Source organism: Streptomyces sp. NPDC096310, assembly GCF_044763125.1.
In the GTDB taxonomy this organism is placed as follows: Bacteria; Actinomycetota; Actinomycetes; order Streptomycetales; family Streptomycetaceae; genus Streptomyces.
Genome location: NZ_JBIWFO010000003.1, coordinates 295878 through 310874 on the forward strand (window position 1 = coordinate 295878; position 14997 = coordinate 310874).

The 14997-nt window shown below is 71.3% G+C and carries 12 protein-coding genes; 6 read left to right on the forward strand and 6 right to left on the reverse strand.

All coding sequences use genetic code 11. The features are described from left to right. Window positions 1-61: 61 nt before the first annotated feature. The gene (locus ACIQ7D_RS09640; protein ID WP_403935564.1) at window positions 62-1000 is read right to left on the reverse strand and encodes an NmrA family NAD(P)-binding protein; all 939 of its coding nucleotides are present in this window, start codon (window positions 998-1000) and stop codon (window positions 62-64) included. 175 nt (window positions 1001-1175) lie between these two features. Here ACIQ7D_RS09640 and ACIQ7D_RS09645 point away from each other — a divergent pair, with 175 nt between their 5' ends. Then, entirely contained in the window at window positions 1176-1742 is a 567-nt protein-coding gene (locus ACIQ7D_RS09645) for a TetR/AcrR family transcriptional regulator (protein WP_403935566.1), read from the forward strand. A 59-nt stretch (window positions 1743-1801) separates the two neighbouring features. Then, on the forward strand, window positions 1802-2815 hold the full coding sequence (locus ACIQ7D_RS09650; RefSeq protein WP_403935568.1) for a GNAT family N-acetyltransferase: 1014 nt from the start codon (window positions 1802-1804) through the stop codon (window positions 2813-2815). Here ACIQ7D_RS09650 and ACIQ7D_RS09655 read toward each other — a convergent pair. Together ACIQ7D_RS09655 and ACIQ7D_RS09660 are read right to left on the reverse strand one after the other, a co-directional pair. After that, a complete protein-coding gene (locus ACIQ7D_RS09655; protein ID WP_403935570.1) occupies window positions 2772-3011 on the reverse strand; it encodes a DUF397 domain-containing protein in 240 nt (79 codons plus the stop codon). The genes ACIQ7D_RS09650 and ACIQ7D_RS09655 overlap by 44 nt on opposite strands. Continuing rightward, entirely contained in the window at window positions 2989-3798 is an 810-nt protein-coding gene (locus ACIQ7D_RS09660; RefSeq protein ID WP_403935572.1) for a helix-turn-helix domain-containing protein, read from the reverse strand. Before ACIQ7D_RS09660 ends, ACIQ7D_RS09655 begins: the two co-directional genes overlap by 23 nt. A 139-nt stretch (window positions 3799-3937) precedes the next feature. Between ACIQ7D_RS09660 and ACIQ7D_RS09665 the strand changes: the two genes are divergently transcribed. Further along, window positions 3938-4273, forward strand: coding sequence for a hypothetical protein (locus tag ACIQ7D_RS09665; protein WP_403935573.1), 336 nt, complete (start codon window positions 3938-3940; stop codon window positions 4271-4273). A gap of 1648 nt (window positions 4274-5921) precedes the next feature. Here ACIQ7D_RS09665 and ACIQ7D_RS09670 read toward each other — a convergent pair. The 3 genes from ACIQ7D_RS09670 to ACIQ7D_RS09680 form a co-directional block, all read right to left on the reverse strand. Further along, the gene (locus ACIQ7D_RS09670) at window positions 5922-6812 is read right to left on the reverse strand and encodes a DUF1963 domain-containing protein (RefSeq protein WP_403935575.1); all 891 of its coding nucleotides are present in this window, start codon (window positions 6810-6812) and stop codon (window positions 5922-5924) included. 204 nt (window positions 6813-7016) lie between these two features. After that, window positions 7017-8618, reverse strand: coding sequence for a hypothetical protein (locus ACIQ7D_RS09675; protein WP_403935576.1), 1602 nt, complete (start codon window positions 8616-8618; stop codon window positions 7017-7019). 289 nt (window positions 8619-8907) lie between these two features. Continuing rightward, window positions 8908-10398: a PucR family transcriptional regulator ligand-binding domain-containing protein gene (locus tag ACIQ7D_RS09680; RefSeq protein WP_403935578.1), complete on the reverse strand. Its 1491-nt coding sequence runs from the start codon at window positions 10396-10398 to the stop codon at window positions 8908-8910. A 174-nt stretch (window positions 10399-10572) separates the two neighbouring features. Here ACIQ7D_RS09680 and ACIQ7D_RS09685 point away from each other — a divergent pair, with 174 nt between their 5' ends. The 3 genes from ACIQ7D_RS09685 (at window position 10573) to ACIQ7D_RS09695 (ending at window position 14939) form a co-directional block, all read left to right on the forward strand. Beyond that, window positions 10573-12051, forward strand: coding sequence for a sodium:solute symporter (locus ACIQ7D_RS09685; protein WP_403935580.1), 1479 nt, complete (start codon window positions 10573-10575; stop codon window positions 12049-12051). Between the two features lie 153 nt (window positions 12052-12204). After that, window positions 12205-13254: an agmatinase gene (speB, locus tag ACIQ7D_RS09690; RefSeq protein WP_403935582.1), complete on the forward strand. Its 1050-nt coding sequence runs from the start codon at window positions 12205-12207 to the stop codon at window positions 13252-13254. Next, window positions 13254-14939 carry a thiamine pyrophosphate-binding protein gene (locus ACIQ7D_RS09695; protein ID WP_403935584.1) on the forward strand — a complete coding sequence of 562 codons (1686 nt, stop codon included), beginning with the start codon at window positions 13254-13256 and terminating at the stop codon, window positions 14937-14939. Before speB ends, ACIQ7D_RS09695 begins: the two co-directional genes overlap by 1 nt. Window positions 14940-14997: the final 58 nt, after the last annotated feature.

Below are 14997 nucleotides of genomic sequence, written 5' to 3' on the forward strand. Positions count from 1 at the left end.
TCAGTCCAAGTTACCCGGCGGTTCGTCCGGGTGTCCAGAGGCCGCGGATGGCGTGAATCGGTCACGCGGTGGCGTGCAGATGCCCCCGCGCCCACTCCTCGAAAGAGGTGAGCGGGATACCGAGGGCCCGCGCGAACTCCGGGCGGGCCGGCTGACCGGCCACGTTCATGAACTCGTGCGCGGCGCCCATTCCCGGCATCCCGGCGGCGATCGCCTCCTCCTCGGTCATGTCGGGCGCGGTCAGCTCCCTGCCGAGAGTGCGGGAGAGAACCGCCGCGACCTCCGTCATCGTCAGATGGTCGCTCGCCAGCTCCAGCTCGACCCCGTCGAACCGCTCCGGCTCGGCGACGGCGGCGGCAGCGGCCCGGCCGATGTCGCCGACCGCGACGAGCGACAGACGGGTCCCGGGCTTCACGACGCTCACCAGGCCGCCTTCGACGCCGCGCGGGAACAGGAACGCCATGGAGGGCAGGAAGTTGTCCATGAAGAAGCCCGGCTTGATGAGCGTCCAGTGCGCGAACCCCGCCTCGCGCACCCGGTCCTGGAGCCCGGCCTTGGTGGCGTAGTACGGCGCCATCGGCGCCCAGCGGCCCTCGGCCCAGCCGGGGGCCCCGGTGTGCTGCCCGGCACCGGAGACCGAGGTGTGCACGAACTGCGGGGCGCCGGCGGCCTTCGCGCCCTCGACCAGATTGACGCCCTGGGTCAGCTCGCCCTCGTAGTCGACGCCGTCCCCGCTCATCTCGGGCATCTGTACGGAGAAGACGGCGCGGGCCCCTTCGGCCGCACTGGTCACGGAGGCGCGGTCGCGGAGGTCGCCGGTGACCAGCTCGGCCCCGAGGGCTTCGACGGCCTTCGCCCGCCCGGTCGCCGGGTCGCGGACCAGTGCCCGGACGGGGACGCCCGCCGCGAGCAGGGCGCGGGCGGTGGCGCCGCCCTGCCGCCCGGTGGCCCCGGTGACCAGGACGGGCGCGGAACCGATGGGTACGGGATCTGCGGACATGACGCTCCTCGGGCAGGGTGCGGCCGGTGCGGACTGGCACCGGCGCTAAACGGCGTGGCCCGCCGTTTCTTCTTCGGTAAGATACGGAGGGCCCCGCCACTTAGCAACTCCCTCAGTGACTCAGTGACTCAGTGACCCAGCGACTCGATGACTCAGCGACTCCGGAGATGACGCCATGCCCGTCCAGCGCGCGGACGCCCGGCGCAACTACGCGCGAATCCTCGCCGTGGCCGAGGCGGAGGTCGCCGAACACGGCGCCGACGCCTCCCTGGAGCAGATCGCGCGTGTCGCGGGGGTCGGCTCCGCCACCGTCCGCCGGCACTTCCCCAGCCGCCGCGCACTCCTGGACGCGGTCTTCCACGAACGCCTCGACGCCCTGTGCGCCCGCGCCCGCGAACTGGCCGACCGGCCCGACGCCCGGGCCGCGCTCCTGGAGTGGCTGACCGCCGTCACCGCGTACGCCGCATCGGCCCGGGGTATGGCCGTCGCCCTGACGCCCGACGCGCCGCTCTCCTCCGACGAGGCGCACGTGAACGCCTGCGCGGCGAAGTTCACCGTGGCGCTCGACCCGCTCCTGCACCGCGCCGAGCGGGAGGGGGCGGTGGCGCCGGGCCTGACCGTCACGGACCTGCTCACCCTGATCGCCGGCATCGTCTGGGCCACGGAACACCACCCGGACCCCGCCGCCGAGGCGCACCGGCTGCTCGGCCTGGCGGTGGCGGGGCTCAGCCCGAAGCGGTGAGGGCGCGCTTGAAATACGGTGAAACCGGGGCGGCGGCGATCCGCGAAAGGACCACAGGCATGGAGAGACGGCACCCTGCGGACGACCTGGAGGCCCGCCCCCTGGACCAGGGCTCCGTCGCCGACTGGCAGAGACTCCGCGCCGAGATCGAGAGCGTCGACGGAGCGGGCGAGCACGTCAGCGCCGAAGACCTCGTCGAAATGCTGGAGGACCCCAAGCTCGACCCGGCCCGGGACACCCTGGGCCTGTGGAGCGGGTCGCGCCTGGTCGCGTACGCGGTCCTGCACACACCGCACGGCGCACCGGAGGTGGCCCGTTTTCAGGGCGACGCGGCGGTCCACCCCGACCGGCGGCGGCACGGCATCGGAACCCGGCTCGTCGACTGGCTGGAGACCCGCGCGGAAACCCGCCTCAAGGCGGACGGTCAGCTCTCCGCCCTGCGCGGCGAACTGCTGCTGGACGGGCTGGCCGGGGACCCCGGGCTGCTGAAACTCGCCCAGCGGCAGGGCTTCCGGCCGTGCCGCTGGTGGTTCGACATGAAGCAGCCGGCCCCCACCGGCGACCACCGCCCGGAGCCCCGGCCCGCCCCGGAGGGCACCCTTCCGGCCGCGTTCGAGGCGACGTACGACGAGGCCACCCGGCTGGCCCACAACGACGCGTTCCGCGACCACTGGAACTTCACCCCGTACGACGCCACCGACTGGCGCACCTGGGTCACCGGCTCCGGTTCCTTCCGGCCCGCGATGTCCCGGCTGCTGATCGCGGGCGACGAGATGGCGGCGTACCTCCTCGCGGAGGAGAGCGAGGCGGAGACGGCCGCGACTGGCAGCCGGGACTGCCACGTCGGCTTCCTCGGCACCCGCCGCTCCTGGCGCGGCCGGGGCGCGGCACAGGCACTGCTGACGGACGTCCTGCGGACGGCGCGCGACGCCGGTTACGACACGGTGTCGCTGACCGTCGACACGGACAACCCGTCGGGAGCGCTGGGCCTGTACGAGAGATCAGGCTTCGCGGCGACCCACGAAGCCGTCACATACGCGCGCCCACTCGGCCGGGGAGCGTTCCGCTCCTGACGGCGGCGATGAAGGAGGTCCAGGGGGCTGGAGGGAAGAGGAGGGCGGGGGTGTGGGGGGTTTTGGAGTCGCGGACGGGGATGCCGGAGGGGTGGTTGTCGAGTACTTCGAGGCAACTGTCCGCGTCGTTTCCGCTGTAGGACGACTTGCGCCAGCGGTGTGTGCCGGTGACGTCAGCGGCGGTCTTCTCGGTCATAGTTTCCGTATTCCTCTGCTGCTGCCCTGAGCAGGGCAAGTGATTCCCTTGTGGGCAGAGCCTCGCCCAGCGCTAGAGCGTAGGCCGCTTGGATCCGCTCGACCATGGCGGGGTCATCGTGAACCTTGGCCATGTAGATGGCTTCGGAATACGCCACAGGCGGTTGATCGTCGAACCACATCAGTGTCAGCATGCTCTGCTGGAGCGTGTGGGCTCCCAGGCTGTGCGGCAGCACGTGAACTCGAACGCGTCGAACCTCGGCCAGGTGAACGATGTGCTTCATTTGCTCTGCCATGACCTCCGGTCCGCCGACTGAACGACGCAGCACCGATTCGTCAAGCAGCGCCCATACTACGGGGGTTACCGGAGAGGCGAGGATCTTGGCCCGCTCCAGCCGCGTGACGACGATCCTGTCACACTGCTCCTTGCTCCAGGGCGGGGAAGCCGTGTCGAGAACCGCACGCATATAGCGTTCCGTCTGAAGAATTCCAGGCACGAGGGACAATGCGAATTCGCGGATCGTCGTGGCCTGTTGTTCGAGCTGTCGTGCGACCTCGAATCGATCCGCAACAACTGAATCATCCCGTGGCAGAAAACTGCTCAGTACGTTTCCCGTATTCAGTGCCCTGTCGAGTCGCTGTGCGTCCTCCTTGGACGGGATGCGGCGCCCCGCCTCGATGTGCGAAATGTGCGAACGGGTCATGATCGCGGCGTCGGCCAACTCCTGTTGTGTCAGCCCCGCCGCTACTCGCTGCTCCTTGAGCCAATCGCCGTAGATGCTTCCCATGTGCCGACTCCCTTGCGACAGATGCGGTGTCACCTGCAATCCCCTGGCGAGCCTAGCGAGCGCGGTCGCACTGTGTGAGGAAATCGCTACACAGGGCATTCCTGTGGGGCGTGCCCTTCAATCAACAGGAGTTGACGACGTGTTCAGTGTGTCTGCCCTCAATGGCTCGGGCGAGGCATTGCGCCTGCTTCCGTGGTCCGGTGAGGATGGCAAGCCGTGCTACCTCGCCGGTGGCGGGAACGGCTACATCTCCCGGATGGCCGACGAGATGGAGGACGCCCAGCTCGACATGGCTGCCGAAATCCTGGGCCACGCGGCCGACATGCTGGCCGACTCCAAGACCAGCTCGGTACAGCTCCGCTTCCTCGTGGCCCGGATGTCCGAGGCGCTGCGCGATGTCTGCCGGGTCGCGGAGAGCAGGGGTGCCCGTATCCCGGAGCCTCCGTGCACCGGCGCGGATGACTCCGAAGGCTGATCTGTTGAGTCGGGCGGGGGCCTGTCGGGGTGGGCCCGGGGTGCGTCATGGCGGGCGGCCCGCCCCCTCCAGCTCTGATGATCGCGGCTCCAGGGTGCGCGTCAAGGGCGCTCCTGCGTCGCGTCGCTGCGCGATGGCCTCCGGCCACCCTTGACCCGCACCCTTCCGCCGCTGAGAGAGCTTTTTCGGGAGGGGGCGGGGGGGAAGGGTCTCCTGGGGAACAGCTCTGTGCCTTCGGTGGGTTCCAGGCTTGCGGGCTGGTTCGCCCTGCGGGGCGCGCGGTCGTGGAGTGGGGTGGCCCGGCTTTCGTCAAGCGGCTCCCCACCGCATGCGTGTTGGGCTTCATGCCCCGCTGGTCACTGTCGGGTGGTGGGTGCGGGTTCGGGCGGTGGCCTGTCGGGGTGGGCCGGGGGTGTGTGGTGCGGGCGATCCGCCCCCTCCCTGATGCGATGGTCGCGGTTCCGGGCCGGGCGTCAAGGGCGCTCCTTCGTCGCGTCGGCTTCGCCGATGTCGCTGCGCTCCACCCTTGACCCCCGCCCCTGCACCGCTGGAAAGGCAGAGGGGAGGGGGCGGGGGGAAGGGTCCACTGGAGAACTGCTCTGTTCCGTCGGTGGGTTGCAGGCTGCCGGGTCGGTTCGCCCTGCGGGGCACGCGGCAGTGGAGTGGGGTGGCCCGGCTTTCGTCAAGCGTCCGCCGACCGCATGTGCGCTGGGGCTCATGCCCCGCTGGTCACTCGCCGTGGGTGGAGGGGTCAGGTGACTTCGGGGCGGGTGTGGCATGTGGGGCGGGGGTGGTGCTCGGAGGGGGGTGGGTGGACCGAGAGTCCCGGATAGGGGAGCTTTCGGTCCGCACGAGTGGAACGACGGGCGCCCAACCCCCTGTCAGGTGGGGCAAAGTGGGGCATAGGGCATGCTTTTGGGTGGGGAAGCGCTGATCGGGACTCCCGGCACCCACCCCACCCGGCAGGCCACCGCCTGAACCCGCACTCACCAGCGGACAGTGACCAGCGGGGCATGAGCCCCAGCCAACATCCGGTCGGTAGACGCTTGACGAAAGCCGCCACCACCCCACTCCACGACCGCGTGCCCCGCAGGGCGAACCGGCCCGCCAGCCTGCAACCCACCGACGGAACAGAGCAGTTCCCCAGTGGACCCTTCCCCCCCGCCCCCTCCCGAAAAAGCTCTACCAGCGGCGCAAGGGTGCGGGTCAAGGGTGGAGCGCAGCGACATCGGCGAAGCCGACGCGACGAAGGAGCGCCCTTGACGCGCACCCTGGAGCCGCGACCATCAGAGCTGGAGGGGGCGGCCCGCCCGCCATGAAACACCCCCGGCCCGGCCCGACAGGCCCCGCCCGAACCCGCAGCCAACACCGGACAGTGACCAGCGGGGCATGAATCTCAGCCAGCATCCGGTCGGTAGACGCTTGACGAAAGCCGGGCTGCCCCACTCCACTGCCGCGTGCCCCGCAGGGCGAACCGGCCCGGCAGCCTGCAACCCACCTGCGGAACAGAGCAGTTCCCCAGTGGACCCTTCCCCCGCCCGCCATGAAACGCTCCTGGCCCGCCCCGACAGGCCACCGCCCGAACCAACGGCTCGGGCCCCGCCTGACCGGGCCCCGCCCGCACCAACGGACCGCCCCGGCTCCGTGTTCAGGAGCAGTCGGAGCGGTGGTCGAAGGGCCTGTCCGGGCACCCCGGGCATTCGAACAGGTAGATGCCGCCCATGTCGCCGAGCATGAGCCCGGGCGGTCGCTGGATCCGGGTCCGTTCTTCGTAGGGGAGGTCCCGGATCGTGCCCTCGGCCGGGGTGTCCTCGACCGGCAGCCAGGTGCGCCAGCTCGCGCCGTCGAACTCGGCGCTGTTGAGGGTCAGGAGATGGTCCATGCGCCGGTCACACGTCGGGCAGTCCGGCCAGTCCGGCTCCTGCGTCCATGTCGGGTAGCCGCCGGCCTTGATGCCGTCGGACACGGAGAGGTGGTACTCGTACGACCAGCCGGTCTCCTCCTCCACCTGGTCGAACCGGTCCTGGAGCGCGTCGCGGAGACCGTCCGGCAGATCCCAGCTCGGGTAGTCGGTGACGCGTTCCGGGTGCAGGACACACGGGTTCGGCAGGTAGTTGTCGCTTGCGCCCGCCGGGCGGGGCGGGTCGGCGGGGCCGAGGTCGCCCCGGGAGCTGTTCCACCGGAAGACCTCGGGGCGCGGCACGTAACCCTCCTCGTGGTCGAAGGGGCACCACAGGACCTGGAGCACATCGGTACCGGCCGGGAAGACCAGGTCGGGAACGTCGGTGGCGAAGAGCTGGAGGACCGGAACGAGCGGGACCGGGATCTCAGTGGGCGCGTACCTGGTGTGGGGGTGGTCGTCCTCGCAGTGGGGCCATGGCTGCGCACGTGGCCAGAGGAGGGGCCCGCCGAGCGAACTGTCCCTGGCGCACGGGGCACCGAGCCGCGGGTGCAGGCGGACGGCGGCCTTCCGGAAGGCCGCCACCTCGGGAAACAGCGCCTCGACGTCGAGTGGACGCGGCGGGGTGGTGCGCGCCATCGGGCATGCTCCTCATGGTCCGGGTGTTCGCGACGGCCTGGGCCGCAGTGGTCCGAGCGTAACGGCACGGCTTCTCGGGCCGGGCGCGGCCTGATCACCTCGGTGCCGAGCTGATCAGGCCGTCCGGGTGGCGCGGACGATACGGGGGCGTCGAGCGGGAGCCGAGGGGCAGGACTCGGACCGCCTGACCGAACTGCGGGGGGCTCAGATCGGCTTGACCGAGCTGCACTTCGTGAACGGGAGCCAGGGGCGGCTGCCGTCCTCGCGCGGGGCGCCCGCGTAGGTCGGGTCGCCGATGAGCTTCTGCTCCTCGTGCTCGTGGCTGGTCTCCAGGCCGAAGAGCTTGAAGCCCGTGCTCAGTTTGTGGAGGGAGGTGCCCAGGCTGATCGCGAAGCCGGCCTTCCACCAGTCGATGTTGACCTTGTAGTCGAGGCTGCTCAGCTTGCCCTTGTCGTGCAGGAGCTTCTCGAAGGGGGTGGCGTCCGGGGCCGGCGGCTCGGAGGCGGAGTGCGGGGAGGGGATGCCCGCGTTGTGGATCTGCTTGATCCCGCTGTCCTCGCCGTCCTCCCCGTTGCGCAGGTAGTTCTCGACGGTCTCGCTGTCCTTGGGGTCCTTGAGGTCCAGCTCCGCCACCTCGGTGTGCATCTCGGTGTCGGTCTTTCCGCCGCCGCCCTCGACATGCAGGTTGAACGGTCCTGCGGGCACCGATCCGCGTATGTCGACGCCCGGGTTGCCGCTCATGCCGCGCTCGGCCGTGGAGATCCGGAGCCTGGTCGGGCGGTGGTCCTTGCCCTCCTTCTCCTCCTTGTCGTAGTCCTCCGCGTTGTACGTCACGTAGAACTGCTGCATATGGCTGCCCTCGCCCTGATAGGCGTTGCCGACACGGCCGTTGATCTCCATCGTGTAGACGAAGGTGATCTCGCCGTTGCCGCGCATGACGAGGGTGTCGTTCATCCAGGTGCCCTGCGCGCCCTTGCCGGTGACCTGGCCGACGCTCTTGTTCTCCTTGCCGGTCCTGAGGCTCTTGCCGAACTTGACGTCACCGGACTTCTCGCTGGTGGTCTTGGTGATGTCGAGGTCGGGCTGCCGGTCCGGCTCCAGCTCCGGGAGCTTGTCCTTGTTCGAGTGGTTGCAGATCATGCCCAGTTCGGCGCTGCGGGCCCCGGGTGGACGGCTGTTGCATTTCGCGGCGCCCTTGAGATATTCCGCGAACTGCTTGGCGTCGTTGTAGTTGTTCTCCAGGTCCTTCTGCGGGTCGTCGCTCTGGTGGCCGTCGAACAGCCAGCGCCCGCCGCCTCCGCCGCCCTTGGTGTAACTACCGCTCAGCGAGGCGCTGCCGCCCCACTTCTTGAGCCCGGGGAAGTCGATCCCGCCCTCCACCCCGCCCTGGACCGTGCCCGTGGAATCGAGGGTGACCGACCCGTCGGACCACTGCGTGACCTTCATCTCGCTGCTGGAGCTGATCTTGATGAAGAGAATGCGCATCACGGTCTTCTGCTTGTCGGTCTCCGACGCCAGGATGCACTTGTCGGGCTCGAACGCCACATCTTCGGCCTTCGGCTTGCCGTCCTTGGGGTCCGGGCCCGGCAGCGTCGTGACCCCGTCCTCCCCGGAACCGGAACCGTCCGGATTGGGCAGGGCGCTGTCCCCGCCGTTCTCGGAGCCAGGGCCCGACGGGCAGGCGCCGTTGCTGACCAACTGGCATATCGCACGGTGGAGTCCACCGGTCACCTGTGTTCCGACCGGCGTGAGCGTCAAGGTCAGCACCAGACTCACCACGACGCCGAGCAGGCCGAGATATTCCACTGAGGTCTGCCCACGGGCCCGGGAGAATGAGGGGCGTCTCAAACCGTTCCTCCGCATGTCTTGGCCTCTCATCCCCCGCTGATGATTCGGTCTCGACCGAACGCTACGGAGCGGGGAACGGCGACGGCGTGGGCCCCGGGACCCACGCCGGACCCCAATTCCCCTGGCCTCCCGGGCCCTTTGGGTCCTGCGGTGTCGGACGGCGAAAGCGCAGGTGACGCGGGTGCTGCGGCACGGTGAACGCCGGGCGCAACGAGGTTCAGTCAGGTTCAGCCGGGCTCAACCGGTTTCAGCCGCGCGAGGCGGCCTCGGGCGGCTCCCGCAGCGCGAACCACAGCTCCATCCGTACGTCGGGGTCGTCCAGGTCCCTGTCCAGGAGGGCCGCGCAGCGGGTGATGCGGTGGCGGACCGTGTTGCGGTGGACGGTCAGGGCCACCGCCGTACGGTCCCAGCTTCCGTGCAGCGAGAGCCAGGCGCGCAGTGTCTCCGTCAGGGCCGGGGCGCCCGGGGCGGCCAGGACGGGGGCCAGGAGGGTGCGGGCGTGGGACGCGGCCTCCTCCGGGGGGATCAGGGCGGCGAGTCCGGCCGCCGGGCCCGTCGGGTCGTGGCGTACGAGGGCGGTACGGGTGGCCTCCGCGCGGCCCAGAGCACGCAGCGCGCGGGTGGCCGCGGCGGCCAGGGCCTGCGGGGGGACCGGGTCGCTGACGCCGAGGGTCCAGCCGGGCAGGGCGGTGACCTCGCGGTCGGTGAGGACGCGGACCGTCGTGCCGTCCGTGTCGGCCAGCGCGCTGCCCAGGGCCGCCGCCAGCGCGCCCGCCGCGAACGGGGTGGCGCCGCCGCGCCCCTGGACGACCCGCCAGGGCCCGGGGCCGAGCAGCGGCGCCGTCTCGGCCGGGGTGGCGCCCAGCAGCAGCCGTACCAGCGCGGCCGAGCGGCCCGCCTCCGCGGCGCCCTGATGGGGCGCGGTCAGCAGGGAGAGCAGCACGACGGCGACGCCCGCGACGGTGTGGTCGCCGGGTTCGCGCCGTTCGGCCGCCACGCCGAGCACCAGGCCCTGGCCGCCGCCGAGGGCGTACGCGGCGAGATGGGCGCCCTGGGTCGTGTCCGTGGCCGAGGAGGGCGCGGCACCGTTCGGCGCCGGGTTGACCACCCTGGCCAGGCGCGCGAGCGCCGTACGGGCGCCGGGGGACGGGGAGCGGCCGATCGAGTGCAGCTCCGCGCCGTCCGGCGCGAACAGGACCGCGCGCCCGCCGAGCCCCACCGCGAGCTGGTGCAGCACCGCGGGCACCGGGTCCTGCCTGGCCGCCGCGGCCGCCAGGCCCTGCTGGGCCCGGGTCACCCGGCGCAGCTCGCGGTGGCGTGCCTCCGCCATCAGCCGCCACACCGCGCGTACCACCGCTGTGAACGGGGTACGGGGCGGCACCTCCAGCAGCGGCAGACCGTACCGGTCGCAGGCGTCGACCAGGGCGGGCGGCACCGTGTCGTACACCGGTGTCACCCCGAAGCCGAGCGCCGCCGCGCCCGCCTCGACCACGCGCCCCACATACGCGTCCCCGTCCGCGTCGGTGAGCTGCACGCCCGCCGTCAGCAGCAGCTCCCCGCCGAGCAGATACGGGTACGGGTCGGCCATCTCGGAGGTGTGCACCCAGTGCACCACCTGGGAGCCGTCGTCCGGAGGGCCCGCGATCCGGCGCAGGCCCAGTGTCCGGTCCGCCAGCAGATCGGCGAGCGGCACCGGGGGAGTGGGCGGGGAGGAAGGGGCGGCGGTGGCGTCCGGCATGGATGATCCATCCGTCTTCGGCGGAAAGAATGGATGAAACGTACACTTCAGCGCCGCTCACCGGCCACCTACCGTCATGACCCACACGCTCGGCCACCGGCGCTTACGCCCACTTCTGTACGTAAGCGAACGGACACGAGCACCTTCAGGCGTGAGACGAGACGGAGGAAGCCCATGGCTGTCGACTACGCGGTGATCGTCGTCTATCTGGCCGGCATGCTCGCCATGGGCTGGTGGGGCATGCGCCGCGCCCGGTCCAAGAGCGAGTTCCTGGTGGCGGGCCGCAGGCTCGGCCCCTGGATGTACTCCGGCACCATGGCCGCCATCGTCCTGGGCGGCGCCTCGACCATCGGCGGTGTCGGCCTCGGCTACCGCCACGGTCTCTCCGGCGCCTGGATGGTCTTCGCCATCGGCCTCGGGCTGCTCGCCCTCTCCGTCTTCTTCTCCGCGCGGATCGCGCGGCTGAAGGTCTACACCGTCTCCGAGATGCTCGACCTGCGCTACGGCGGCCGGGCCGGGCTCATCTCGGGCATCGTGATGTGGGCGTACACCCTGATGCTCGCCGTCACCTCGACCATCGCGTACGCCACGATCTTCGACGTCCTCTTCGACCTGCACCGCACCGTCGCGATCATCCTGGGCGGGGCCGTCGTCGTCGCGTACTCGACGCTCGGAGGCATGTGGTCCATCACGCTGACGGACATGGTGCAGTTCGTCGTGAAGACCATAGGGGTGCTGCTGCTCCTGCTGCCCATAGCCGTCGTCAAGGCGGGCGGCTTCGCGGAGATGAAGGAGCGGCTGCCCTCCGCGTACTTCTCGCCGTTCGGCATCGGCGGCGAGACGATCTTCACGTACGTCCTGATCTACACCTTCGGCATGCTGATCGGACAGGACATCTGGCAGCGGGTGTTCACCGCGCGCGGAGACAAGGTCGCGCGCTGGGGCGGCACCGTCGCCGGTACCTACTGTCTGGTGTACGCACTGGCCGGCGCGGTCATCGGCACGGCCGCCAAGGTGCTCTACCCGAACCTGGGCAGCGCGGACGACGCGTTCGCGACCATCGTGATGGACGAACTGCCCACGGGCGTACGCGGGCTGGTGCTGGCCGCCGCCCTGGCTGCCGTGATGTCGACCTCCTCGGGCGCGCTGATCGCCTGCGCGACCGTGGCCAACAACGACATCTGGGCGCGGCTGCGCGGAGCCGTCGGACGGGGCGGCGCCGCGCACGGTGAGATGGACGAGGTACGGGGCAACCGGCTGTTCATCCTGGTCATGGGGGTCGGTGTGATCGCCGTGGCCATCGCGCTGAACAACGTGGTCGAGGCCCTGACCGTCGCGTACAACCTGCTTGTCGGCGGGCTGCTCGTACCGATCCTCGGCGGGCTGCTGTGGCGGCGCGGCACGGTGTACGGCGCGCTGGCCGCCGTGATCGTCGGCGGGGTCACCGTCGTGGGGCTGATGGCGGCGTACGGGATCCTCGCCAACCAGCCCATCTACTACGGTCTGCTGGCCTCGCTCGCCGCGTACGTGATCGTCAGCCTGGCGACGCGGCCGACCGACGAGGCGGTGCTCGCGGTGTGGCGCGCCCGGCTCGCGGGGGAGGCGCCGGAGGAGGCCGGGGGACCCACTGTCAGTGGGCTGGTCCATTCTTGAGACGGAGCACTTGCGGCAGAGCACGGCAGAGCACGGCAGAGCGCGGCAGAGTGCCGCAGAACGGTCATGGCGCGTCAGCACGCCAGCGCGTCAGTGCGTCACGCGGTGCGGAGCCGCGCGAGGCGGTACAGCGATTCCCGGAAAGGCCCGACGATGAGCAGCAACGGACACCACGGACACCGGAACGGCCCGCGCGGGCCCGTCGACTCGTCCCGTGTCCCGAGGTACGCGGGACCGGCCACGTTCGCCCGGCTGCCCCGGCTGGACGAGGTCGGCACGGCCGATGTCGCCGTCGTCGGCGTCCCCTTCGACACGGGGGTCTCCTACCGGCCCGGCGCCCGCTTCGGAGGCAACGCGATACGCGAGGCGTCGCGGCTGCTGCGCCCGTACAACCCGGCGCAGGACGCCTCGCCGTTCGCGCTCGCGCAGGTCGCGGACGCCGGGGACATCGCGGCCAACCCGTTCGACATCAACGAGGCGGTCGACACGATCGAGGCGGCGGCCGACGAACTGCTGGGCACCGGCGCGCGGCTGATGACCCTCGGCGGCGACCACACGATCGCGCTCCCGCTGCTCCGCTCGGTCGCGAAGCGGCACGGACCGGTCGCGCTGCTCCACTTCGATGCCCATCTCGACACCTGGGACACCTACTTCGGCGCGGAGTACACACATGGCACACCGTTCCGCCGGGCCGTCGAGGAGGGCATCCTGGACACGGAGGCGCTGTCCCACGTCGGTACGCGCGGCCCGCTGTACGGCAAGCGGGACCTGGACGAGGACGCCAGGATGGGGTTCGGGATCGTCACGTCGGCCGATGTGATGCGCCGGGGTGTGGACGAGATCACCGACCAGCTCCGGCAGCGCGTCGGGGACCGGCCGCTGTACATCTCCGTCGACATCGACGTCCTGGACCCGGCGCACGCTCCGGGCACCGGCACGCCCGAGGCGGGCGGGCTGACCTCACGGGAACTCCTGGAGATCATCCGCGGGCTGGCCTCCTGCCGGCTGGTCTCGGCGGACGTGGTGGAGGTCGCGCCCGCGTACGACCACGCGGAGATCACCTCCGTGGCCGCCTCCCACACGGCGTACGAGCTGACGACGCTCATGTCCCGCCAGATCGCCCGGGGGCCGGGGACGGCTCAGGGCTCCGGGACGGCTCAGGGCTCCGGGGCCGCCGGCGACCTCGCGGCGGAGGCGCGCTGATGCATGAACACGACCACGACCACGCATCGGTGCGTCTGACCCCCGAGCAGACCGCCGCGGCGCTCGACCCGCCGCCCGGCCGGCGCGGTGGCGATCTGGTCGTCGAGACGCTGTACGGCCTCGGCGCCACGACCGTCTTCGGTCTGCCGGGGCAGCACGCGCTCGGCATGTTCGACGCCCTGCGCCGCTCCTCGCTCCGGTACATCGGGCTGCGCGTGGAGAACAACGCGGGGTTCGCCGCCGACGCGTACGGCCGGGTCACCGGCGAGGTCGCCCCGCTGCTGCTCTCCACCGGCCCCGGCGCGTTGACCGCGCTCCCCGCGCTCCAGGAGGCGGCGGCGGCCTCGGCGCCGGTGCTGGCCATCTCCAGCCAGGTCCCGGCGGCCGGTCTGGGCGGCGGGCGCCACGGATATCTGCACGAACTGCGCGACCAGCAGGCGTCGTTCCGCGACATCGTGAAGTCCGTGCACCCCGTCCGTACGCCCTCGCAGATCCCGTCCGCGATCGCCGCCGCCTGGGAGTCCGCGCTCACCGCCCCGCACGGCCCGGTCTGGGTCGAGATCCCGCAGGACGTGCTGCTCGCCGAGGTCGCGCTGCCGGTGGTCACGGCGATGGACGCCACCCCGCGCGAGCTGCGTCCGCGCCCCGAGCTGACCGCCGTCGCCGCCCACACGCTGTCGCACGCGAAGCGGCCGGTGATCATCGCGGGCGGCGGGGTGGTCAGGGCGGACGCGTCCGGCAAGCTCCGCGCGCTCGCCGAGAAGCTGGACGCGCCGGTCGTCACGACGGCCGGCGGCAAGGGCGCGTTCCCCTGGGAGCACCCGCTCTCCCTCCAGTCCTGGATGGAGGACCGCCACACCACGGACTTCCTGGAGGACGCGGACGTGGTGCTGGTGGTCGGCTCCGGGCTGGGCGAGCTGTCGTCCAACTACCACACGTTCCGCCCGCGCGGCCGGGTGATCCAGATCGAGGCGGACGCCGGCAAGCTGGAGTCCAACCACCCGGCGCTCGGCATCCACGCCGACGCGCGGAACGCGCTCTCCGCGCTGCTGGAGTCGGTGAGCCGCCGCGAGGACCCGGCCGCCGCCGCGTCCGTCGGCACGGTCCTGGAGAAGGTACGGAAGCGGATCGCGGCCCAGGACCTCACGCTGGAGCGGCGGGTGCTGGCCGCCGTGCGCGGGGCCCTGCCCGCCACGTCCCCCAGCTTCTGGGACATGACGATCCTCGCCTACTGGGCCTGGTCGGCCTGGCCTGGCCCGATGCACTCGGGCCAGGGCGCGGGCGGCCTCGGTTACGGCTTCCCCGCCGCGCTCGGCGCCGCGGTGGCCGACCGTACGAAACCGGTCCTGGCGGTGTCCGGCGACGGCGGCGCGATGTACTCGATCGCGGAGCTGGCCACCGCCCGCCAGTACGACCTGCCGGTCACCTGGCTGATCGTGGACGACGGCGGCTACGGCATCCTGCGCGAGTACATGACAGACGCTTTCGGCGAGCCCGCGGGGACGGAGCTGTCCCGGCCGGACTTCGTGGCCATGGCGGAGTCCTTCGGCGTCCCCGCGGTCCGTACCGCACCGGAGTCCCTGTGCGAGGACCTGGCGAAGGCGCTCGCGGAGCCCGGCCCCTCCGTCGTCGTACTCCCCGTCCTGCTGCGCATGTTCGCCCCGACCCACCTGGACGCTCGATGAGGCTTGATCTCGATGAGGCTTAATACGGAAGCGTGACGTAGTTCCGTACAACCGTTCC